The 21710-nt window shown below is 37.2% G+C and carries 21 protein-coding genes; 3 read left to right on the top strand and 18 right to left on the bottom strand.

What is annotated here, in order from left to right:
- Positions 1–113 precede the first annotated feature (113 nt).
- Entirely contained in the window at positions 114–2510 is a 2397-nt protein-coding gene (locus NE558_RS12040; protein WP_256150352.1) for a ribonucleoside triphosphate reductase, read from the top strand.
- 235 nt (positions 2511–2745) lie between these two features.
- Here the strand turns inward: NE558_RS12040 and NE558_RS14690 are convergent, their stop codons facing one another.
- Together NE558_RS14690 and NE558_RS12030 are read right to left on the bottom strand one after the other, a co-directional pair.
- On the bottom strand, positions 2746–2913 hold the full coding sequence (locus NE558_RS14690; RefSeq protein WP_256150351.1) for a PIN domain-containing protein: 168 nt from the start codon (positions 2911–2913) through the stop codon (positions 2746–2748).
- A complete protein-coding gene (locus tag NE558_RS12030) occupies positions 2894–3670 on the bottom strand; it encodes an HAD-IIA family hydrolase (RefSeq protein WP_256150350.1) in 777 nt (258 codons plus the stop codon). The genes NE558_RS14690 and NE558_RS12030 overlap by 20 nt, the downstream gene beginning before the upstream one ends.
- A 588-nt stretch (positions 3671–4258) precedes the next feature.
- Between NE558_RS12030 and NE558_RS12025 the strand changes: the two genes are divergently transcribed.
- Positions 4259–4591 carry a hypothetical protein gene (locus NE558_RS12025; RefSeq protein ID WP_256150349.1) on the top strand — a complete coding sequence of 111 codons (333 nt, stop codon included), beginning with the start codon at positions 4259–4261 and terminating at the stop codon, positions 4589–4591.
- 391 nt (positions 4592–4982) lie between these two features.
- Here the strand turns inward: NE558_RS12025 and NE558_RS12020 are convergent, their stop codons facing one another.
- Positions 4983–6029: an FAD-binding protein gene (locus NE558_RS12020; protein ID WP_256150348.1), complete on the bottom strand. Its 1047-nt coding sequence runs from the start codon at positions 6027–6029 to the stop codon at positions 4983–4985.
- A gap of 386 nt (positions 6030–6415) precedes the next feature.
- Here NE558_RS12020 and NE558_RS12015 point away from each other — a divergent pair, with 386 nt between their 5' ends.
- Positions 6416–6766 (top strand): helix-turn-helix transcriptional regulator, encoded by a 351-nt coding sequence (locus NE558_RS12015; protein WP_256150347.1) that lies wholly within the window; start codon positions 6416–6418, stop codon positions 6764–6766.
- A gap of 131 nt (positions 6767–6897) precedes the next feature.
- Here NE558_RS12015 and NE558_RS12010 read toward each other — a convergent pair whose 3' ends face one another.
- From NE558_RS12010 to NE558_RS11940, 15 genes are all read right to left on the bottom strand, one after another.
- Entirely contained in the window at positions 6898–7245 is a 348-nt protein-coding gene (locus NE558_RS12010; protein WP_256150346.1) for a four-helix bundle copper-binding protein, read from the bottom strand.
- Between the two features lie 201 nt (positions 7246–7446).
- Positions 7447–7848: a pyridoxamine 5'-phosphate oxidase family protein gene (locus NE558_RS12005; protein ID WP_256150345.1), complete on the bottom strand. Its 402-nt coding sequence runs from the start codon at positions 7846–7848 to the stop codon at positions 7447–7449.
- A gap of 234 nt (positions 7849–8082) precedes the next feature.
- Positions 8083–9006 carry a diguanylate cyclase gene (locus tag NE558_RS12000; RefSeq protein WP_256150344.1) on the bottom strand — a complete coding sequence of 308 codons (924 nt, stop codon included), beginning with the start codon at positions 9004–9006 and terminating at the stop codon, positions 8083–8085.
- On the bottom strand, positions 8978–11392 hold the full coding sequence (locus NE558_RS11995) for a hybrid sensor histidine kinase/response regulator (RefSeq protein WP_256150342.1): 2415 nt from the start codon (positions 11390–11392) through the stop codon (positions 8978–8980). Before NE558_RS11995 ends, NE558_RS12000 begins: the two co-directional genes overlap by 29 nt.
- Positions 11385–12317, bottom strand: a complete 933-nt coding sequence (locus NE558_RS11990) for a diacylglycerol/lipid kinase family protein (RefSeq protein WP_256150341.1) — start codon at positions 12315–12317, stop codon at positions 11385–11387. The genes NE558_RS11995 and NE558_RS11990 overlap by 8 nt, the downstream gene beginning before the upstream one ends.
- A 22-nt stretch (positions 12318–12339) precedes the next feature.
- A complete protein-coding gene (locus NE558_RS11985; RefSeq protein ID WP_256150339.1) occupies positions 12340–13776 on the bottom strand; it encodes an alanine/glycine:cation symporter family protein in 1437 nt (478 codons plus the stop codon).
- A 627-nt stretch (positions 13777–14403) separates the two neighbouring features.
- Positions 14404–15117: an FprA family A-type flavoprotein gene (locus tag NE558_RS11980; protein ID WP_256150337.1), complete on the bottom strand. Its 714-nt coding sequence runs from the start codon at positions 15115–15117 to the stop codon at positions 14404–14406.
- A gap of 210 nt (positions 15118–15327) precedes the next feature.
- Complete coding sequence (locus NE558_RS11975) at positions 15328–15993, bottom strand: Crp/Fnr family transcriptional regulator (RefSeq protein WP_256150335.1); 666 nt, start codon at positions 15991–15993, stop codon at positions 15328–15330.
- Positions 15994–16133: 140 nt separating this feature from the next.
- On the bottom strand, positions 16134–16691 hold the full coding sequence (locus tag NE558_RS11970; RefSeq protein WP_256150333.1) for a hemerythrin domain-containing protein: 558 nt from the start codon (positions 16689–16691) through the stop codon (positions 16134–16136).
- Positions 16692–16695: 4 nt separating this feature from the next.
- Positions 16696–17298, bottom strand: coding sequence for a hypothetical protein (locus NE558_RS11965; RefSeq protein WP_256150332.1), 603 nt, complete (start codon positions 17296–17298; stop codon positions 16696–16698).
- A 65-nt stretch (positions 17299–17363) separates the two neighbouring features.
- A complete protein-coding gene (gene hcp / locus NE558_RS11960; protein WP_256150331.1) occupies positions 17364–19208 on the bottom strand; it encodes a hydroxylamine reductase in 1845 nt (614 codons plus the stop codon).
- A 57-nt stretch (positions 19209–19265) separates the two neighbouring features.
- Entirely contained in the window at positions 19266–19607 is a 342-nt protein-coding gene (locus NE558_RS11955) for a cupin domain-containing protein (RefSeq protein ID WP_256150330.1), read from the bottom strand.
- Between the two features lie 12 nt (positions 19608–19619).
- Positions 19620–19808 carry a ferredoxin gene (locus NE558_RS11950; protein ID WP_256150328.1) on the bottom strand — a complete coding sequence of 63 codons (189 nt, stop codon included), beginning with the start codon at positions 19806–19808 and terminating at the stop codon, positions 19620–19622.
- 563 nt (positions 19809–20371) lie between these two features.
- On the bottom strand, positions 20372–20833 hold the full coding sequence (locus NE558_RS11945) for a chemotaxis protein CheX (RefSeq protein WP_256150327.1): 462 nt from the start codon (positions 20831–20833) through the stop codon (positions 20372–20374).
- Positions 20826–21689, bottom strand: coding sequence for a response regulator (locus NE558_RS11940; protein WP_256150326.1), 864 nt, complete (start codon positions 21687–21689; stop codon positions 20826–20828). The genes NE558_RS11945 and NE558_RS11940 overlap by 8 nt, the downstream gene beginning before the upstream one ends.
- Positions 21690–21710: the final 21 nt, after the last annotated feature.

Below are 21710 nucleotides of genomic sequence, written 5' to 3'. Positions count from 1 at the left end.
CCACAGGTTGTGGTTCTATCTAAAATTAATACTACATATTGTATTTTATGATTGTATGTATAAGCCATCTGTGCTACAATGATGAAAATAAAAAGGAATCGAGGTTAAGAGAGATGTATAGAGTAATTAAAAGAGACGGTCAGTTTGCTGAGTTTGATTTAGTCAAAATCAGTAAGGCAATCACCAAAGCTTTTGAATCACAGAATAAGCAATATCATCCACAAACCATTGATTTTTTATCTTTAAAAGTCACAGCCGATTTTGAACCTAAAATTCAAGACGGTTTTATCTCTGTAGAAGATATCCAAGATAGCGTTGAAAATATTTTGAGTAAAAGTGGATACGCTGATGTAGCTAAGGCTTTTATTTTATATAGAAAACAGCATGAAAAAATGCGAAATATGAAATCAACCATTTTAGATTTCAAAGAAACCGTAGATAGTTACTTAAATGTAACGGATTGGCGAGTAAAGGAAAATTCCACTGTTACATATTCCGTAGGTGGTTTGATTTTGAGCAACTCTGGAGCCATTACTGCAAACTATTGGTTAAGCGAAATTTATGACACAGAAATTGCCCAAGCACACCGTGATGCAGATATTCACCTTCATGATTTGTCCATGCTTACGGGCTATTGTGCAGGTTGGAGCTTAAAACAGCTCATTCAGGAAGGCCTAGGGGGAATTCCCGGAAAGATTACCTCCTCCCCTGCCAGCCATTTAGCAACCCTTTGCAATCAAATGGTAAATTTTTTGGGTATCATGCAAAACGAATGGGCAGGTGCCCAAGCGTTCTCTTCCTTTGACACCTATTTGGCACCCTTTGTAAAAGCAGACAATCTCTCCTATGATGCAGTAAAAAAATGCATTGAAAGTTTTATTTATGGAGTAAATACCCCATCACGGTGGGGAACACAGGCTCCCTTCTCTAACATTACCCTAGATTGGGTTGTGCCCAATGATCTTGCGGAGCTGCCTGCAATTGTGGGCGGTAAGGAAATGGATTTCAAATATAAAGACTGTAAAAAAGAAATGGATATGGTAAATAAGGCCTTCATCGAAATCATGATAGAAGGAGATGCAAACGGACGGGGATTTCAATATCCTATCCCAACATATTCCATCACCAGAGATTTTGACTGGAGCGACACAGAAAACAATCGTCTGTTATTCGAGATGGCTGCCAAATATGGCACCCCTTATTTCTCAAATTACATTAACAGCGAATTGGAACCCAGCGATGTAAGAAGCATGTGCTGTCGCTTGCGTTTGGATTTACGGGAGCTTCGTAAAAAATCAGGAGGTTTCTTCGGCAGCGGAGAAAGCACAGGGTCTATTGGTGTTGTAACCATTAACCTGCCCCGCATTGCCTATCTAGCCAAGGATGAAAAGGATTTTTATGCCCGCCTTGATAAAAAGATGGATATTGCTGCAAGGAGCCTTAAAATCAAGCGTAACGTCGTAACCAAACTTCTGGAGGAAGGATTGTATCCCTATACAAAGCGTTACTTGGGAGGATTTGGAAATCATTTCTCTACCATTGGCCTAATCGGAATGAATGAAGCAACCCTCAATGCCAACTGGATAAAAAAAGATATTTCCCATCCCCAAGCTCATGCCTTCGCCAAAGAGGTTCTGAACTACATGAGAGAACGTCTTTCCGACTATCAGGAGAAGTATGGCGACTTATACAACTTGGAAGCTACCCCTGCAGAAAGTACAACCTTCCGTTTGGCAAAGCATGATGTAAAGCGCTATCCAGATATTATTACTGCCGCTAAAGCTGGTGAGACACCTTACTATACAAATTCATCCCATTTGCCAGTGGGCTTTACCGATGATATTTTTGAAGCACTGGATTCTCAGGATGATTTGCAAACACTTTATACCTCAGGCACTGTTTTCCACGCTTTCTTAGGTGAAAAACTTCCCGGATGGAAAGCCGCTGCAACTTTGGTGAGAAAAATAGCAGAAAATTATACTCTGCCCTATTATACACTTTCCCCAACCTATTCCATTTGTAAAAATCATGGATATATTAATGGAGAAAAGTATGTTTGCGACAAGTGTGGAGGAACAACGGAGGTTTACAGCCGCATTACAGGTTATTATCGTCCAGTACAGAACTGGAATGAAGGAAAAACGCAAGAGTTTAAGGATAGAAAACTATATGACTTGGACAAAAAGTGTGTTTTAAAACATACTTTGAAACAAGACAACCTTAAACTTGACAGCTTTCCCATAAAGAAAAAGCAAAATCCTGCAACAGAAAATAGGATTATGCTTTTCACCACCAACACATGTGCAAATTGTAACATGGTAAAATCCTTTTTGTCTCAAGCCAATATAGCTTATGATCTGATACAGGCAGAAGAAAATAGCGAATTGGTGGAGCAGTACGGAATTAGAAGCGTGCCTGCAATGGTTGTGCAAAATGGATTAGAATTCACATTACACGTAAATGCATCTAATATAAGAAATTATATTGAAACACAAACAGCACTCGTTTGATTCTACAGTGATTTGCTCAATAATAGCATGTAGAGAAAATGCTATCATCATAAATGGAATGCCATGACATCCCTGTCATGGCATTTAATATTTCAGCCAACTAATTTCTAGTTCTCCGACTATTTTTTTACAGGTAAAGACCTTCTTAGAGACTATTCCCACGCCTTCTTGCCTCAGCTTTCTAAAAAGCTTATACAAAATCTCGCACTAGAACCACATAGTTCAGCCTTGGATTTTAGTTATCCAGCTTTTCTAAACATACAATTGGCAGAACCAGATTGTTTTCCTCAAAGCAAAGCAATGAAACTGGGGATAGTATTAATACACTCGTATCCAAAACATAGGTTTTTTCATATATTATCCCCTGCAACAGAATTACTTCTTTATTCTTTAACAAAATCACCAATTCCGTCTAAAACAAGGCGTGGTCTATAGGGATATAGATCAATTGCTTCTCTTGAAGTGACACCGCTTAAAACAAGCACAGTATCCAACCCACTTTCAATCCCTGCAATTATGTCTGTATCCATTCTATCTCCTATCATAACGGCATCTTTTGAATGTACCCCAAGCATTTGTATTCCTGTACGCATCATCAGGGGATTAGGTTTTCCTACGAAATATGCATTCTTCCCGGTTGCCGCTTCAATTGGGGCAACCAAGGCACGGCATGCTGGTATAATTCCGATTTCTGATGGTCCAGTTAAATCAGAATTTGTACCAATCAGCCTTGCACCGTTTAAAACAAACTTTACTGCAAGGCAAATACTTTCATAATTATAACTTTTGGTTTCACCCACAACCACGTAATCGGGATTAGTATTGCTAATGGTTATCCCTGCATCAAAAAGAGCATGATAAAGACCGGGGTCACCAATCACATAGGCACTGCAATTTGGCATTTGCTTGCTTAAAAACTTTGCAGTGGCAAGGGCACTAGTGTAGAAATGCTTTTCATCCACTTCTAAACCTAGCATCTGTAGCTTTTGCTGCAATTCCTTAGGGGTGCGATTGCTTGAATTGGTCAAAAATAAAAATTCCTTACTCTCTTTATAAAGCCACTGAACAAATTCTTTTGTACCAGGCAATAAGTTATTACCATGGTAAATCACACCGTCCATATCACATATAAATCCTTTTTTCTCTTTTATCTTATCCAAATCAAAACTCCTTCCTGCGTAGGCCTTTTACGTACACCTTTATTGTAAGGTATCCGTGTTAATTCTAAAGCAAAATGTTGTTAGGTATTCGTAAAGCCTCCTTATCAATTTAGATTAACTGATAAATCTCAAATTTTTTATCACCCTTACCCTTAAGAAACAAAACTAAAGCATTCTATTTTACTTTTAGGGAAACAATCTTCCCAGTGTAGGTAAAAAAACCATAAATCTATTCAAAACATTTGAAGTATTAGCTAAAATTTTTTGATTTTTCATATTGAGTTATTTTAGTATGCAAATTCAGTATATTTTTACAGAAATTATGAATATTAAATAGCAGACAAAAATACTTGAATGGAAGTGAACAGTATGCCCTTATGGATTATAATTTCTTATTCCATTATAACCGCTCTTTGTGTTTTTTCAGTAATAAAGCTATTTAAAAGGGGTGATATACCCTATGCAAAGGAAGCATTATCAACTTATATCGCTTATACAATATTTTTTGTGGCAATTTGGGTTTTCCATATAGCAATTCCAGACTATGTATTGTTTCTGACAATGCTCACAATTTTAGGGGCATGTTTTTTGGGTCACTATTTAGGTGGCTATACCAAATCCAGAACCTTTGACCGCTATCTTCATGCATTTGGCTCTTTTTCATTCTCTATGTTCACTTATTGTACCTTGAATCATTTTATCAATACGGGAAGCTCCAAATTATTTCAGGCGATCTTTATATTTTGTGCTGGCAATACCCTTGGGGTTTTCTTTGAACTCCTGGAGATGAGCCATGATATTTCAAAAAAAGATGAGCCAAAAACGCAAAAAGGTCTAAGGGATACAGATATGGATATGTTGTTTAACCTAATTGGTTCTTCAGTTGCAGCAGCTTTTTCATTTTTCTGGCTCTTACAATAAAAAAGCGGTGCCTGATTTTATCAGACACCACTTTTATTGCTTTGCATTACTATTTTTATTTCTAAATCTGAATCTGGTTTCTTAATAAAACTATTTCGTTTTTTTGTGATATAAAAAATTTAAAAGACTTTTCATGTGACTTTGTATCAAACCGAAAACATGCACCTTTCCTCCCAAAAACATCAACAATTTTCCTAAGACTATTGATACAGCTACAATTTTAATCCATCACTTATTAAATCCATATCACATATCTCCTTAAATAAATTCACACCCCGGGGGCATAAATACTTCTACATTTTTACATCAAGCTATTCTAGGACTCGCCTTTTCAGAAATTGAAATCTTTGAAATCAGCACTCAGTCAAGCATAGACATTCGGTCTTTAAGTTCATTTCACATCTATTGATGTATATCCACTCAGCATTACTAGTTTACGTAACACTGGATGATACATGAAGGGACATTTCAAGATTTTTAATAAAATTTTTATTCTCAGATGAATGGTTTTTTTATGATATTCTTTCTCCTTCTTTTTACTTTGAAGGGTAAACGTCTGAGCCAATAGAATTGCACTATTTATGGCAAAGCTAATTCCTTCAAGGGAGCTGGGACTAATAAAACCCGCCGCCTCCCCAATCAAAAAGGCTTTATCTTTTCCTGTGCAAATGTCAAAATATGATTTGGGGCGCAAGACAATACAAGCCTCCGTTTTAAGAGGTTTTCCAAAACGAAACCCGTATTTTTCCAAACGTTGTTTTTGCTTTTCAAAAGCTTTTCGACAGTTTTGAGGCGCAAAAGCACCGCCAAATATAAGTACATCATCTTTCGAAATAGACCACGAACAGCAATCACTTGTTTTTTTATCAAATATACAAGAATAAAAAGGTGTTTTGTGCTGTTCACGAAAGCTTTGCTGTATTGCCACATAGCTAGGCATCGTCTTATTCGGATACAATGTCTTGCGGACTATTGAATTGGCGCCATCAGCACCAACAATATATCTGGTATGAAAAATACGACCATCAAAAAGCTCTACTGTGTACCCTTTTTCATCTTTATGAAAACTGCGAACAATTCCATTTGTCTTTTTCACATTGTCAGGAATCAAGCTTAACAGCCACATATCAAACTTGTGTCGATCCAAATTAATATAGGTTCTTTGATAATGGCGTATTAATCCAGTTTCTACATCTATGGTTTTAACGGAAAATATTTGAGGATCCGCCAAAATTTCCTTTGGCATAGTGATGTTTAACTGTGCCAAAGAACGCTGTGCATCCTCTGAAAGAAGTCCACCACAGGGCTTTTCAAATCCATTCTCTTTCTGCTTTTTATCAATTAAAATCACCCGATATCTTTTCGGCAAAAGCCTCGCCAATGTGGCACCTGCAGGCCCCCCGCCAATAATCAAAATATCATAGCATTCATTTTTCATAGTTTCCTCCTTAGTGTTCCTATACCCTTGGTATATCATTGAAACTATTATAATCCTTATTGTAGATATTCCTACATTCCTTAAATTATACAAGCATCCCTCTTTAAATTCAACTAAAAGGAGTTACTCCCTTACCCATGACTACATTTTTCCAAACAATAAGCCTTGTAACCCCTTTTAATAAACAACATCTGCTGTTTTCTCTTCTTTGCTTGTTTGTTGTGACAGATGTATTTCCCTGTGATAAAATGAAAAAACATATAAAATCCATCCCTAACATTAACTTTATTGCACCCGCAACTGGATAGAAACCAATTCTTGCGCAATAGTTGGTTTAAGCAACGCAAAGATTCTGTTAGACTGTTTCATAGAAAGGAGGTACAAAAATGAACATTAGCATATCATTTTTACTTGGTGGTATTCTCATTTATCTGGCTATAGGGGCTCTTATTATTTATTTGATTGTACTTATCATAAAAGCCCTACAGAAATATATCCGTTCCGATGGGGTACGAAAAGAAAAAGACCGGGTAACTAAATCCCTTGGGGAAGCATTGAAAGAAAACCGTACTCGTTGTAAAATGACCCAAGAATTTGTTGCAGAAAGCGTAGGCGTCAGTCGTCAAGCTGTATCAAAATGGGAAAACGGTACTTCTGACCCAAGCACTTCAAATCTATTGGCTTTGGCAAACCTATATGGCATTTCTGCCGAAGATTTACTCAAAGCAGTCAAATGAGCTTATAAATATCAGTCAAAAAAATAGACTGAATCTATGACAACCATGGATTCAGTCTATTTCTTTCTCAAATTTATAAACACTCAATGCTTTAAATACATTCTCTACATAGGGTGATTGTTAAATCCGCATTATGTTGAAGAAACCTTAATACATTCATCTGCACAATCTTTGCAAATTGCTGCACACTTCTTGCAATGCTCATCTTCCATTACGCCACATTCTTGGGCGCACATAGCACAAATTTTTCCGCACAATTCGCAATATTCATAAGCTTGATGTCCATTCATTGACATCAAAGCAACTGATGTTTCACACATCTTAGCACATTCCATTAAAATAAAAAGGCATTTCTTTCTTTTGTTCACATCTGTCTCTTTTAAACATGCATCAAAGCATTCATAGCAAGCCTGGGTACACTTCACACAGGCATCAATGCAAAGCTGAAACTTATCTGTTGCTTTCGTAACGATTCCCATTCTAAAACCTCCTAATTGTTTTTCTTTTTTATCATTTGAAATTAAGGCAATTCTATTCATATTTTTTAACGAATTCCTAATGCTTTACATTTACATTAAATTAAAGGTACTAATAAAAAAACATCTATTCCTTTGAAAATTACAGGATGATAGATGTTTTTTTATTTCCTATTATTTTATTAAAGCATTTTTCTTAACTCATTAAAAGCTTTCTTTAGTTATATTATCATTCATATGGTGATGCAACATGCACTCCCCATGACTCAATTTAAACACTTCCATTTTGTCCATACCAACGGTATCAAACACTTTTTTCGCAAAATGACTATTTTTCAGAACACATTCTTTATCTTCTTGATTGTTGCTAAAAGTAATTTCACCCGTAACCTTTACATAGTCATATTTATCATTGGTGGCGCAAAAGCAAATTTTAGGATTTGCTTTCAACTGTTTGCTCAAATCTGTATCCGAAGACACATAGAATAAAAGTCCCTGATCAGAAATATGAGCCACTTCAAAAGGGCGAGTATCAGGTTTGTTTCCATCACAAGTTGCCAGATTACCGAACTTATTTTTGTTTAAAAAATCAATGGTCTCTTTCATAGCTACCTCCAAATTATGATATCTTTTACTCTATTTTTAACGATTTGTAAATAGTTATACACTTTATTTTCACCATAAGTTGGATGACTAATTATCACATATTAAATTAAAATGCGTAGCATGTGGTAAATACATGTCATTTTCAAGTTCACATCCCTTAAATACTCTTTCCAACCTTCTCTCTTTTCATTATTTTGATTCTTTATTTGTGTATGGCTCTCTTCATTATTTTTTTCAGTAAATGTCAAAAATATGAAAGGCGTTTTTACCATTTTGTTTAATATAATAAAGAGCTTTATCCGCACAACTATAAAGCATCTCAAAATTCACTTCATTCTCCCTTGCCAATGCAATCCCCATGGAGACAGAAAACCTTCCGTCTGGATTTATTTCTGCTTCATCCTTATGGAGCTGTTGCATAATGGCAGTGGCTCTATGACATATCTCTTCATAGGAATGGGCACCATGTTTAAAGATAACAAACTCATCCCCACCAAGTCTGGCCGCTTGCTCATCAAGGCATAGGCATTCCTGTAGTTTTCTAGAAAAATTGATTAAAACAGTGTCTCCGGCAATATGCCCGAAAGAATCATTGATTTGCTTGAAATTATCAATATCAAGAATAAACAGACATCCCCCCCTCTCCTTTTCAAGGGAGAGATTCACCTGTTGACGCAAATAACCTCGCTTCCAAAGCCCTGTGAGCTCATCTGTACTGGAGATATTCTCCATATGTTTAACCTGTTCTTCTTTAGATTTTAATTCTAATTCCAAATACTTTCTCAATGTAAAAAGTTCTAAAATACGATCTATTCGAGCCATCATGATTTCTGGAACAAAGGGTTTTGAGATAAAATCTTGAGCACCAACAGAGAGCCCTTTTAACTCCAATTCTTTGTCTTGCTCAGCCGTTAACAAAATAATGGGAATAGAAGCAGTTTTCGGGTTGTCTTTTAGGCTGTTCAACACTTGAAATCCGTCCATTTCAGGCATCATAATATCCAGAAGAATTAAATCCACCGTTTTTTCTTTCAAATATTCAATTGCTTTTCTCCCTGATTTTGTACAAACAACATCATAAGATTGTTCTAAAGTTTTGGCAACATATTTTAAGTTTGTAACAACATCATCAACAACCAAAATTTTCTTCTTCTCCATTTTTTCCCTCTCTTTCTATTTGGGCATATGCTAACTTTAATCGCACTATGGCTTCTTCAAATTCAAAATCAGCAATATAAGTAATGGCCTCTCCAACCAGCTCCATTACCTTTTTCTGAGAGTAGTGACAGGCATTCCATTCTTGTGCCAAAATATCTGCATCATTGATTGACATATTTTCACAAACTTCTAGAAAAGAAGTAATCATCATCTTTGCTTTTTCTGTTGTTATGTTCTCTTTCTCTTGTAACAAGGAGGACTGTTTATATAGCACTAATGCCTGTTGCAACTGGGCTATTAAGGTTTTATACCGGGCTAAAAACATATTATGGTGGTTTTCCACGTATACTCTATCATTTTGTTTTCCCGCCATTTCCAATTTTGCCGCTAAGTTTGATAGTTCAGATGCACCGATGCTTTCCGCTGAACTTTTTACACCATGGACTTCTATAACATAACGGGAAAAATCAGCGCTGGCATAGGCAGATTCAATTGCTGCAGGAGAAGTTTCACATGCAAAAGCCTCCACTATACTTATAAATATCTTCTCATCGCCACGACAATTAACCAGACCTTTCATCCATTCATACTGTTCAATGTTACTAAAGTATTGCTTTAGGTTCTCAGATGCCCCATGGATTGCCTTTTCCTTCTTAGGTGCTTCAATAAATTCTATTTTATCCTTGGGAAGCCAGTACTCAAGAACTGATCGCAACCTATGGGGATCAATTGGTTTCGTTAAGAAATCATCCATTCCGTTATCTAAAAACATCTTTTTGGCATCATTCACAGTATTTGCAGTTAAAGCCACTATCGGAGTACTATGATAACTTTTATCAGAGGAACGGATGAAAGTTGTTGTTTCTATGCCATCCATGCCCGGCATCATATGATCCATAAAAATAATATCAAACAAATATCCATCTTCTAAAAGCTTCAATGCCTGCTGACCACTGGTAGCCGTTACACAAGCAATATGATAACTTTCCAAAAGCGCAGAGATTACCTTCAAATTTACCACATTGTCATCTACCACTAAAATACTTGCTTTAGGCGCACAAAAAGAGGTTTCCGAGAGGAAAGTCAAGATTCCACCTCTTTTCGTGTCCAATTGTTCTTTTCCAACGCCTTGAGGAATACTAAAATAAAAATTACTCCCCTCCCCATAAACACTCGTTACTCCCACATTACCTTGCATGGCATTGACTAACTTTTTACAAATTGCTAAACCAAGACCCGTTCCTTCTAATTCTCTGTTTCGTTTAGAGTTTACTTGGGTAAAACTATGAAATAATTTCTGAACATCATCTTCCCGAATGCCAATCCCAGTATCGATGACTTCCACCAAAAGAATACCCTCTTTCTCCCCAAGGGGAGTCCAGTCAAGCACCAACTTGATTTCTCCATGATCAGTAAATTTTGCAGCATTGTTCAATAAGTTTGTTAAAATCTGACGCAACCGCATAGCATCCCCTATTAGCACCTTTGGGATGTCTTTTTTTATCTCCAAATTTAAAGAAACTTCTTTTGTTTCCAATTTATATTGGACAATATTTAAGACATCCTGCACTGCTTCTAGGAGAATATATTCGGATTCTATAATTTCAATTTTTCCTGATTCAATTTTTGAAAAATCTAATATATCGTTGATAATACCCAATAGATTATTGGAGGCACTTTTAATGATTTCTACATATTCTCTTGTGGAGCAATCCAAATCCCGAGAGAGTAGAATTTCACTCATACCACAAATTGCATTCATTGGCGTGCGTATTTCATGGGAAACATTTGCTAAAAAATCTGCTTTTGCCTGGGCAGATACTTCTGCTTGCTTTTTTGCCTCTGATGTTTCTTCCATTTTTATTTCAACAATCTTTAATAAATCTTCACTGGTCTGCATGCTGTCAAACGCTAGCTTTTGAAACCTTTGGTTCCAAGATATCACTAAAATAAGTAAAATATGAGCTATGAGAGAAGCTACTGTAATAATTAATATTTTCTCTTGTACCCCTTGCCGCAGAGAATATATAGAAAACAAGACCGTACAAAACAGAATAAAATAGTTATATTTTAGATATTGAAATAACGAAATCATGCAGGCTGTTACCAGAAGCATAACATAGCTAAGGTAAGGCGTGGACTCGGAGAGGGAAAATATCAACTGTGTCCCCAACAAGGAGCACGTGATAATCCAGCCTTGCAGCTGCATTGAAAGCAGGTTTGAAGTGGTAAGTACACCGACAACTAAAACCATAACAATTAAAAAAGTGGCAGTATACACGCTGAGATTCATTTGTTTGAATCTCAATGCCAAATATAGGCAAAAGTATGTATAAAAACGAAAGGCGACCTTCGTAATATTTTTGCTATCAATCAATTTATCCATCTACGTCCTCCTTTCCAATTACCCCAACCCCTTTGGGTAACACAAAAGGTATGGCCCTCTGCTGCAAAATTCCAGACATCTCGTCACAATATTGCTCAACCCCATCACACTGAAACACCAATTTTCTACCATCAGAAGAAGCGATTGTAAAATTCCTTCCTTTCAGTTGAATCAATACATCTGAAAGATTTTCCAAATTCCCTATGCGATACGAATTATAACCTTCCAGCCAACGCATGGTTGTAGATTCTTTCCAAAGGAGAATATCCAATTCTCCATCCACAGGAGTATGATCTTTGGTGGGATAAAATATGGAATTATAGCACTTTCCGTTTGCAATATGCGCCAAAAGATAGTTTCCATCATAATTTTTTCCATCGACAGTTATATGTAATTCTTCCGGTTTAAAACCCACCAGCGTATCTAAAAACAAAGCAAGGTGATAAGCAAAGTTATCATGGAGTGACATAGTTTTTTTGATTTTTTCTACTATTGACTGCATACGGACATCGGCTCCCACAGAAAGGGAGTTACAGCAAATGGCATCCTGTAACTGTACATAATCTAAATAGGCAACCTGTCCCTCTATTAAAGAATCTAAATCCGTAAAAAGATGCTTTTCTTTGAAATTCTCTAAAAATTCTGACTTGCCTCCATTATGGAAAAATGCGATCTCCTTATTTTGGAAAGAGTCAATGCCTCGCAAAACATGAAACAAGGTAGTTGCATCACCACAAGAATAAAATCGGATATTTTCCTCTTGAAATAGTCGGCACATTTTGGAAACCAATTCCGCTTCATGACCAACATAATTGCGGTTAAATACAAGATATTCAAAATTTTCTTTATTCATCAAATAGCTGCGGATTTCATTTCCACTCATAATTGATTTGCATTCCTGATTGATGATAAAAATATGTTTCATGGGAATCCTCCCTTTTATGTACTTATTTTTTTATTGGCTCTTCTAAATAGCTCCGCATAGGCAAAACGGAAATTCCTTTTTCTCGTTGCAAAAAATTCTCTGTAATTTTAAATACCTTTCCTGAAAGAGCTACAATTGCAATGGCATTGGGCACTGCCATCAGTCCATTACAAGTATCTGCCAAAGCCCATACAAACTGTGCATCTGTATTTGCTCCGATAAAAATAAGCACAACAAATAAAATTTTAAATACAAGGATATATCTGGAGCCACCAAAGTATTCCCCTGCCCGCATACCGTAGATTGACCATCCAATCAGCGTGGTAAAGGCAAATAATACAACAGCAATGGTCACAATGGCAGCACCACCCTTACCCAAAACAGTGTGGAATGCATAAAAGGTAATGTTAACACCGGTTAAACCTATGACCTTATCTGCATCAGTAGTTAAGATGGCCAATGCTGTTAAGGTACAAATAATCATAGTGTCTATAAAAACTTCAAATCCTCCCCAAATCCCTTGTATAACCGGTTCCTTTTGTTCAGACAATGTGTGAATCATAACGGAGGTTCCAAGTCCAGCTTCATTTGAAAAAATTCCACGAGCCATTCCGTAGCGAATGGATTTAGAAACGATATAACCCGTTATGCCGCCCCCTACAGAACCAAGACTGAAGGCTTCTTCAAAAATATCCATAAATACACCGGGAATTTTGTCAACATGGAATAAGATAATAATCAATGCACTAATGCTGTAAAACCCTGCCATAAAAGGCACCAATTTTCTTGAGAAGGAAACAATACGCTTTAACCCCCCAAATACAATAATTCCAGTAAATATGGCCACACAAGTTCCTGTCAGCATAGGGTCAATCCCAAAGGTTGACTCCAAAGAAGTAGAGATTCCATTAATCTGAGCAATATTTCCGATCCCAAAGGTCGCCACAAAACAACAGCATGCAAAAATTGTAGCCAAAGATTTCAGTTTCATCCCACGTTCGATATAAACCATGGGTCCACCCATCCATTCGCCTTTGCTATTGCGATAACGATAATAAATACCCAGAACATTTTCAGCATACTTAATAATCATTCCCAAAAAAGCCGAAACCCACATCCAAAAGACAGCGCCTCGTCCCCCTGCTTGTATGGCTGTTGCAACACCAATAATGTTGCCTGTTCCAATAGTTGCAGCCAATGCAGTCAACAAAGCTTGAATTTCTGAAATAGAATTACCATCCTTTTCATATTTCATCTCTTTGTAATGATTTTTTGCCTGACGCCAATTTATATAGCGAAACCACCTGAGTTGAAAAAACTTTAACCCAAAGCTAAAGTATATTCCTGTTCCCATTAAAATAATAATCATAGGAACTCCCCATACCAGTTGGTTCAGTACTTGATTGATTTCCATAAAATTTGAAAACGTTTCTTGCCAGTAGATGCCCCACTTTATCACATGAAATCCTCCATCCATTTCGAGGAAATAAATTATGTATCTTTATTCGCTAATACCATGTTCTCAGTTAAAATACAGTGGTTTTACCTATACTTCCTAAGCTTCGTTCAATTCATTTTGCAACCTATCAACCTCGTCATTCCTCCTAAATTATGGTGAAATTAAATAAAAAACCTTCATAAATATCTTAATTTTCATAATAATTATTTATTTCTATTTTTTTCTAATTTGATTATAGTGTATTTTTTTTGATTATTCAATACGAGAAATTTATACTCTTCGGTAAAAGCCTGCATGACTACTTCATACAATACATAACAGATTTATTAAAAATTTGTAATTTTACTCACAAAAACCTCCTATGTCTTTTGAAGTCTAGCCAGACCCAAAAGTAATGACATAGGAGGTTTTTGCATACTGATTTATTAGCTTGTTGGTTAAGTCTATGAGAATAAGCTGTATTAAAACGAACTACAATCATGTTGGAACTTGCCTGAAATAACAACCGACATAAGTTCAGATGAGGGGGTGGTGTGTTTTCATATTTTTGTTTTCTTTCGTTTTAGCCTAATTACTTTGGCTCAATTTTTTTAACTCCCCTTGAAAAGGCAGTCTCATACACAGCCATCATACCTCTGGGGAACCTGCGCATTCCTTTTCATAAAGTGCCAAAACATCCCCAAGCTTATCTTTAAGAACCACACCATGCCCAGGAGCGATATATTTAAAATCCAAATCTTTCAATGCCAGAACTACCTGCTTTTCCTCAGCGGAAGCTGGCGCAAACACTTTGTCAAAATATGATTTAGCTCCCTGTAAAACTTCCTCAACAGAATAGTCTTTATCAAGGGATGGCTGACACCCCAAATACTGTCCAAACAAATCATTGGAAAACAAGATTTTCTCATTTTCAAAATAAGTAACCATATTGTCATCCCAATGCAATCCCGGGGTATGGGTAAATTGAAATTGGAATGATCCGATTTCCAGCCTAGACAAATTGGCAACCTCTACGAAATTTCCATTTGGATAACGGGAAATCAGTCGCTGTTTGCATGCCGCTGTACAGTAAATGGGAATATCCTCTTTTTCGGCTAGCAATAGACCCAATGCTCCACTATGATCCTCTTCAGAATGATTTAAAATAATGGCATCCAACTGGCTAATGGAAATTAGCTCTTTTAGCTCAGTTAGAAACATCTCCCCTGCCTTTTCAGGAACTGTATCAATTAACACATTCTTTTCTCCTTGCAAGAGGTATGACAAAAAAGAAAAGCTCAAATTTGGTTTTTGAATGACCTTACCAAGAACGGTAATCTTTTCAGTAATTGCATAATACATAATTTTTCCTCCTTTTTTATTTAGAACACGGCAGTTTTCAGAGAACCAATTTACATCCATTTTTATTGTGACATCACCCAAAAAAGCAATAAAATGCAATAGAAATGGGAAATAAAAACGGTAAGAACAATAATAAAGTCTGCTCTCACCGCTTTCCATTCTCATATCCTACAAGAGAAACAGGCTGTTTTATTTATATATCCAAAAATATCATTCTAGGTCAGATTTGATACAAAAGTGATTTTTATGCACTATTATCAAGCCTTCCTGTTGCATTTTACTTAGTTCATTGGAAAGAGCACTGCGATCTACGCTCAAATAATCGGCCAATTGCTGTCGGTTAAAGGGAATATCAAATTCACGGTTTCCTTCTCGGGTGGCTTGAAAAGATAGAAAAGAAAGCAACCGTCCTCGAATGGATTTGGCTGAAGTATGAAAAATGCGGCGGGAAAGGATTAAATTTTTCTGTGCGGAGATTGTCAGTAAGTTACGAATGAGCTTTCCATGATGCCCGCAGGCAGAGGAGCACGGCTGCAAAGTCTTTGTTACATCCAAAAATAAGACCAATGTATTTTCTGCCGCCACCACACTAACCATGAGAGGTTCACCCGGAGCGCAGGCATAGGTTTCGGCAAAAACTTGACCTGGCCCGATTTTATCTAATATACTCTTATTTCCCCAGATATCATCATTCTCAATGGAAACACTTCCCGTCATTACCATTCCAATTTTATGAATCACATCTCCTGCACGATAAATCACTTCCTCCTTTTTGTATGATTTTTCTTCTGCCATTAGGCAATCCAGCATAGATGCAATTTCCTCTGGGGTGGTACCCCGAAATAAATTTGTATTTGACAAAAACAAAGTATCCATTTTCCCACCTCCATTCATTTATATCTTATGTTACGTCCGTGAAATTACAAAAGTTATCTTTAAAATATGATACAATGAAAACCTTTTAAACCAAAGGATTTCATGCCTCCTGACCGATTACTACACATTGCTTTGCATCCTTAACTATATTTATCCGTAAGCTTTTTCAGAAGTCTCAAAGCAGTTTCCTGAACACTGTCTTTTACCGCCTGTCCTTCGAATTGCTCCACCTCACTGTTTATACTCTGCAAAACATCCTCCGCCAAACTGCGGCGGGCAAAAGTATAAACAACATTATTTTCTTTATCAATATGACGCTGTAATAAATCCGCCCATGCAGCAGCGTTTACCAAAATCTCCAACTTATCAATTGTTTTTTTCTCAGCTTCATAGCGGGCTAATGCACTTTCCAGCTCCCCTAAATGAAAACGCCCCATATCATGCTCAACATACATACCATGTTGAATCAGCTTTACAGCAGCAGGCCCCAGTCGTTCCATCATCTCTCGAAATAAAATTTGTTCCTCTTTTCCATGATGATGCTTATCTGCATAGGTTCTTGCAAAGGTAATCATGTCTCTAAAATCGTCCACTTCCACAGGAGCACCCTCTAACACACCGCAACATGCATTGCGAATTACCGCTACAAGTCCAAGAATATTTTCGTGTTCTTTCACCATTAATTCAATTGAATCCATTTTATTACACCTCCTGAATGAGAAACTCCTTACCTAGTTGTTGAAATTTGAAGGGTTGATCTGAAAGACTACCTGAAATAAAAGCATTTCGTAAAAGATAGTAGTGTTCGATATCTCCCCCTGCTTCATCCCAAAATGGCAAATGCAGATCCACCGTTTGGTTCCACAAAACACGCTGATCACTTTGCTCCAAGATTTGATTTACATGGTCGCAAGGCATTCCTTCCAACAAAACATCATTCAGCCCACGATAGATACCTTGAGCATCATTAGAATTTGGCAAAGGATCTTTCTGCCCCATTTGGTATGCCGCTTGTTTGAGATTTTCAATTTTAGAAGAATCCTCTTTCAGGATTTTTGTGACTGCGGCAGCAAAACGCTTTTCTGCGATGGCAATCTGACCTTGTAACCAACCATGGATGTTGCCATTATCTATTACCTCTTCTAAAGGTCTGCGCTCCACAACACCACATACAGCATCCAAATTCTTTTCCAAGTGAATACGTTTTTCCTCAGAAAGAACCGAAGTCATTGATTGTGTTAAGCTCTCCTGCAGCTGAATTTTACGATAAAGCCAGTAATGAATTGGTCCTAAAAATGCACTCATATGTTCATTCCTTTCTGAAAATTTGGTCATGGAACAACAAGTGTCCCATGACCTTCATCTTAGTATTACCCGTTTATTTTATCGTTAACAGATTTTAATACATCTTCAACATTTAAACCATGAACCATACATGCATCTGCCAAAGACTCCATCTGAGAAGAAGGGCAACCCAGACAATGCATACCACACTCCATCAATGCAGGGGCAGTTTCAGGGTATTTGCGTAAAATATCTCCCATAATCATGTCACCTGTAACTGCAGGGCTTTCAATTTCATCACCAAAGAACAGCTTTAAGTCATCTTCAACTGTACCAATGCCTGCAATGCCAAAGTTTTCTACAAGTACCTTTGCCACATTAGGGCTGAGGAAAGCAGGAAGTGTTGGTCCTAAATGAATATTCTTTACGCCCAAGTGTAACAAAGCCAGAAGTACGATAACTGCTTTTTGCTCGTACCAAGCAATATTATAAACGATAGGCAAATCGTTTATATCATCAAGGCCGAATACTTCTTTCAGTTTTAATGCAATAACTGCCAAAGAGTAAGAATCGTTGCACTGTCCTGCATCCAATACCCTTGGAATACCACCAATATCACCCAATTCCAATTTGTTATATTTATATTTCGCGCAACCTGCGGTGAGAATCACTGCATCCTTTGGTAAAGCTTTCGCGAAATCAGTATAATAATTACGGCTCTTTGCACGACCATCGCAACCTGCCATAACAACAAATTTCTTAATAGCACCTGATTTTACTGCACCAACCACTTGGTCAGCAAGGGCCAAAACTTGATTGTGGGCGAAGCCGCCGATGATTTCTCCTGTTTCAATTTCTACAGGAGATGCACACTGTTTTGCATGCTCAATAATTGCAGAAAAGTCCTTTTCCTCCCCAATGGCACCGGAAATATGCTTGCATCCGGGGTAACCAGCCGCACCGGTTGTATACAGGTGCTCTTTATAGCTATCCTTTGGAGGTACAATACAGTTGGTTGTCATAAGAATAGGTCCATTGAAGGATTCAAATTCTTCTTTCTGTTTCCACCATGCATTTCCGTAGTTACCCACAAAATTAGGATACTTTTTGAATGCTGGATAGTAGTGTGCAGGCAGCATTTCAGAGTGGGTATACACATCAACACCGGTTCCTTGTGTTTGCTTCAGCAACATTTCCAAATCCAATAAGTCATGACCGGAAACCAAAATACCTGGGCGAGTACCAACACCAATATTTACTTTTGTAATTTCAGGATTGCCATATGCATCAGTATTCGCTTTATCCAGCAATGCCATACCAGAAACGCCGTACTTACCTGTTTCTAGTGTCAGCGCAACCAATTCGTCAGCGGAAAGACTGTCATCTAATGTGGCAGACAGGGCACGCTGTAAAAATGCATCCACTTCGCCATCCTCTTGAAGCAAAACATTCGCATGCTTTGAGTATGCAGAAAGACCTTTTAAACCATAGGTAATCAGTTCCCGTAAAGAACGAACATCTTCATTTTCTGTGGAAAGTACGCCTACTACAGCGGCTTTGGCATCAAAGGCAGCTTCTTCCTCATCCCAAAGTGCCGCTTCGGGCAAAGCTTCTTTATTTTTCACTTGGGCAAGCAATGCCTTCTTTGTATCCAAAGTGGCACGAATGCGAGCTACGATAGCTTCTTTATCAAAGTTTGCGTTTGTGATTGTTGTAAAAAGATTTAAAGTTATTAAGTGATTGATCGCTTTGGAAACCTCAGTACCTTCAGCACGTAATGCGGTTGTAACAGCAGATATGCCCTTGGTAACATATATCAATAAATCTTGCATTGCTGCAACATCTGGCTTTTTACCGCATACGCCTACTTGTGTACATCCTGTGCATCCTGCTGTTTCCTGACACTGATAACAAAACATTTTATTTTCCATGGTTATTCCTCCAAAATTTTTATAGTTTTTATTTTTTATATTTTTATTTGCTTCTCATCAGACTGCAGATGGGAAAACAACGGTAAGCAACATTTTGAATGCTTCTTTTGCAAAAACTGCATGAGGTTTTTTTGCAGGCATGATTAGGGATTCACCCGGGTTCAAAACATATTCGCTGCCATCCACCGTGAACTGTCCTGTCCCTTCCAGAACAAAAACCATTGCATCGCCGCTGGAATCATGAGAGCTGATTTCTTCCCCCTTATCAAAAGCAAAAAGAGTAACGCTGACATGGGGATTCTGGGCTAACGTTTTACTCACTACTTGCCCCTTCTGAATTGTTACTTCATTGGCTAACAATAAGGCTTTTTCGTGTTCCATATTTTTAATGTAGCTCATGCAATCGCCTCCTTAGTCTGCATTTTCAATGGCACCCACAGGGCAACCACCCTGAGCCTGCGCTGCTGACTCTAACACCTCCGCTGGCACTTCTCCTTCAGAGGCAATAGCTATGCCTGCATCATTCATTTCAAATACTTCAGGACAAGCCATTGCACATAATCCGCACCCGATACAACTGTCATTTACAAAATACTTCATAAGAAACTCCCCTTTCCGGAAATCATCTTTATAATGTTGTTTGCTTCATTTGTTGAACTCAGTATATCATGGTGTAAACAACAAATATGTTGTTTTAACAACAGAAATAAAAATATTTGAAAAATTAGGTATAAAATATCATATTTTTTGTGGAAGCGTTGTTTGCAGTTGCTCTATTATGCTTTAATGTAAAGGAAATGCAACCATAATCTGCTTACTTAAAGATAAAATAAAACAGACAAATTTATATATTCTCAATGGGATGAACGCATTGGTGTGTCACATAAATCAAAGTAATCCCTTTATTCATGGATATCAAAATCGGAAACATCTGCATATCTGGTGGTCTATCCTTCCCCTAAAGCCTTTTGATTGCTTTTCATTTGAAATACCCCAAGCAGTTGATTGATAGAAGAAAAAACTTATCGCAAAAAATAAAAAAATAGCCGCCAAAACCATGAAAGGTCTTGATGACTATTTATTTTCATATAGAATCAATATGTATTATCTAAATTAAAGCTGCCCTTGTTTATCATATCAACAAATTTTTACCACATTTTTTTTTATTTTTCTTTAATAGATAAATACACATTAAATGGCATATCCTCTATTTTCATGCTTAAGCTTATCACATCCGGCAAGCTGGAGATCACTGTAAACTCACCTGTCATCAATGTTGGTGTAGAAATGTCCGTTCTCTTTCCCTTTTCAGAAAGGGAAATACTCGCATTTGCAGCAAGCATATTGCTCAATTCAGATATTGCACTTTGGGCAAGCTCATCAAACTCCACAACCTCCATGCCAAACATCATATAAGAAGCAATTTTTTTTGCACATTCCTCTTCCATTGATAAAAACACATTTCCCGTCAAATCTCCAATAATGCCTATAATACAAATAACACCACTGGATTCAATCTGTTTGTTATGATTTTCTTCCCCAATAAATTTCACATCATTAATCCCTAGCATGGGGACCACATTAAATACTGCATCTTTAAATGCACTTACAATCTCTTCATTCATTACATTCGCTCCTATTAAAACCTACACTCATATAAATTTCTCCAAAAAGGGTATCTGCTTCTACTGAGGTGACAGTATCCAACTTCAATTTAGAAATGGTAATAGACTCACCATGTACCACAGTAGGTGGAGCAACACGCAATCCAAAAATTTCATTATTTTTATTTAACATAGAGCATGCATTTCCAGCTATAATGTTAGCCATTTCACCCAAAACATTAATCACATACTCTTCTGATAATTCTTCTTTTTTAAGTACACTGGAGGCTGCTTTTCTAGCAGAATCAAAAGACATATCCAAAATCATTCTGCCAGAGTACTTACCGATTACCCCCATAACCACAGAAACCCCTCTTGATGTATATTCATCATTACAGGTTCTTGCTTCTTTATAGGTAGGAACAGCCTTAAAAAATTTATTAAAGGTATCTGTCAAAGCCTCTTTAAATGCAGTAAAATATAACTGTTCCAGCTCTGCAAACAGTTCTTCATCCGCCATAATACGACGAATCAATAAAGAAAGCTCGTCCCCATCAACAGGTTTTTGAACATATCCGGATACCTTTTCTTTCTTTGCTTTTCTCAGAATTTCTTCGTCCATCATAGAGCTGATAACTACTACCTTTAAATCCGGATCAATTTTTCGAAGGGCTTTTGTGCACTCAAGGCCATCTGCATCGGGCATTGTCATATCCATTGTTACAAGATCAGGCTTTAAAGCAGAAACAACTTCTACCGCCTCTTTCATAGAATTTGCGCTTCCGATGACTTCAAATCCCTTCTCTTGAAGGATATTGCTTATCATCGCCACCGAAAAAAGAGAATCGTCAACTACAACTATTTTTATATCTTTCATTATGCACCTACCCTTATCCCG

Source organism: Anaerotignum propionicum (assembly GCF_024461735.1).
Taxonomy (GTDB): domain Bacteria; phylum Bacillota; class Clostridia; order Lachnospirales; family Anaerotignaceae; genus Chakrabartyella.
The sequence above is the reverse complement of the archived record's forward strand: the minus strand, read 5'-3'. Positions and strand labels throughout refer to the sequence as shown.

Bases quoted from the DNA above. Each gene is read 5' to 3' on its own strand.
- hcp (WP_256150331.1), bottom strand. From the start codon at position 19,208: ATGGAAAATAAAATGTTTTGTTATCAGTGTCAGGAAACAGCAGGATGC.
- NE558_RS11955 (WP_256150330.1), bottom strand. From the start codon at position 19,607: ATGAGCTACATTAAAAATATGGAACACGAAAAAGCCTTATTGTTAGCC.
- NE558_RS11945 (WP_256150327.1), bottom strand. From the start codon at position 20,833: ATGAATGAAGAGATTGTAAGTGCATTTAAAGATGCAGTATTTAATGTG.
- NE558_RS12000 (WP_256150344.1), bottom strand. From the start codon at position 9,006: ATGGAGAAGAAGAAAATTTTGGTTGTTGATGATGTTGTTACAAACTTA.
- NE558_RS11990 (WP_256150341.1), bottom strand. From the start codon at position 12,317: ATGAAACATATTTTTATCATCAATCAGGAATGCAAATCAATTATGAGT.
- NE558_RS12040 (WP_256150352.1), top strand. From the start codon at position 114: ATGTATAGAGTAATTAAAAGAGACGGTCAGTTTGCTGAGTTTGATTTA.
- NE558_RS12015 (WP_256150347.1), top strand. From the start codon at position 6,416: ATGAACATTAGCATATCATTTTTACTTGGTGGTATTCTCATTTATCTG.
- NE558_RS11965 (WP_256150332.1), bottom strand. From the start codon at position 17,298: ATGAGTGCATTTTTAGGACCAATTCATTACTGGCTTTATCGTAAAATT.
- NE558_RS11950 (WP_256150328.1), bottom strand. From the start codon at position 19,808: ATGAAGTATTTTGTAAATGACAGTTGTATCGGGTGCGGATTATGTGCA.
- NE558_RS11995 (WP_256150342.1), bottom strand. From the start codon at position 11,392: ATGGATAAATTGATTGATAGCAAAAATATTACGAAGGTCGCCTTTCGT.
- NE558_RS12005 (WP_256150345.1), bottom strand. From the start codon at position 7,848: ATGAAAGAGACCATTGATTTTTTAAACAAAAATAAGTTCGGTAATCTG.
- NE558_RS11980 (WP_256150337.1), bottom strand. From the start codon at position 15,117: ATGTATTATGCAATTACTGAAAAGATTACCGTTCTTGGTAAGGTCATT.
- NE558_RS11970 (WP_256150333.1), bottom strand. From the start codon at position 16,691: ATGGATTCAATTGAATTAATGGTGAAAGAACACGAAAATATTCTTGGA.
- NE558_RS11940 (WP_256150326.1), bottom strand. From the start codon at position 21,689: ATGAAAGATATAAAAATAGTTGTAGTTGACGATTCTCTTTTTTCGGTG.
- NE558_RS12010 (WP_256150346.1), bottom strand. From the start codon at position 7,245: ATGGGAATCGTTACGAAAGCAACAGATAAGTTTCAGCTTTGCATTGAT.
- NE558_RS11975 (WP_256150335.1), bottom strand. From the start codon at position 15,993: ATGGATACTTTGTTTTTGTCAAATACAAATTTATTTCGGGGTACCACC.
- NE558_RS12020 (WP_256150348.1), bottom strand. From the start codon at position 6,029: ATGAAAAATGAATGCTATGATATTTTGATTATTGGCGGGGGGCCTGCA.